Annotated in this window: 1 protein-coding gene; it reads left to right on the top strand. The window is 51.0% G+C overall.

The window, feature by feature from the left end; translation table 11 throughout:
- Positions 1 to 342, top strand: a 342-nt coding sequence (locus ACFE6N_RS23550; RefSeq protein WP_378940382.1) for an MBG domain-containing protein, incomplete at its 5' end; no start/stop codon positions are given.
- Between the last annotated feature and the right edge of the window lie 66 nt (positions 343 to 408).

Here is a 408-nt window from a genome sequence, read left to right as displayed (position 1 = left end):
ACCTATGGCGATGCCGATCCTGCGCTGACCTATACCTTTGCTCCGGCACTGGTAACCGGCGACAGTTTCAGCGGAAGCTTAACCAGAACACCAGGCGAGAACGTGGGTACTTATGCAATCAACCAGGGAACACTTGCACTAAGCAGCAATTACAGCTTAACTTATGTTGGTGCTGATCTGACGATCAGTGCGAAAACCATTACGGTAACGGCTGCAGCTAAGAGCAAAACCTATGGTGATGCCGATCCTGCACTGACCTATACCTTTGCTCCGGCACTGGTAACCGGAGACAGTTTCAGCGGAAGCCTGACCAGGACACCTGGCGAGAATGTGGGTACTTAAGCGATCAACCCGGGCACACTGGCTTTAAGCAGCAATTATACCTTAACTTATGTTGGTGCATGTCTC

This window comes from Pedobacter sp. BG31, from assembly GCF_042464845.1.
In the GTDB taxonomy this organism is placed as follows: Bacteria; Bacteroidota; Bacteroidia; order Sphingobacteriales; family Sphingobacteriaceae; genus Pedobacter; species Pedobacter suwonensis.
This window is presented reverse-complemented; position numbering and strand designations above follow the sequence as displayed.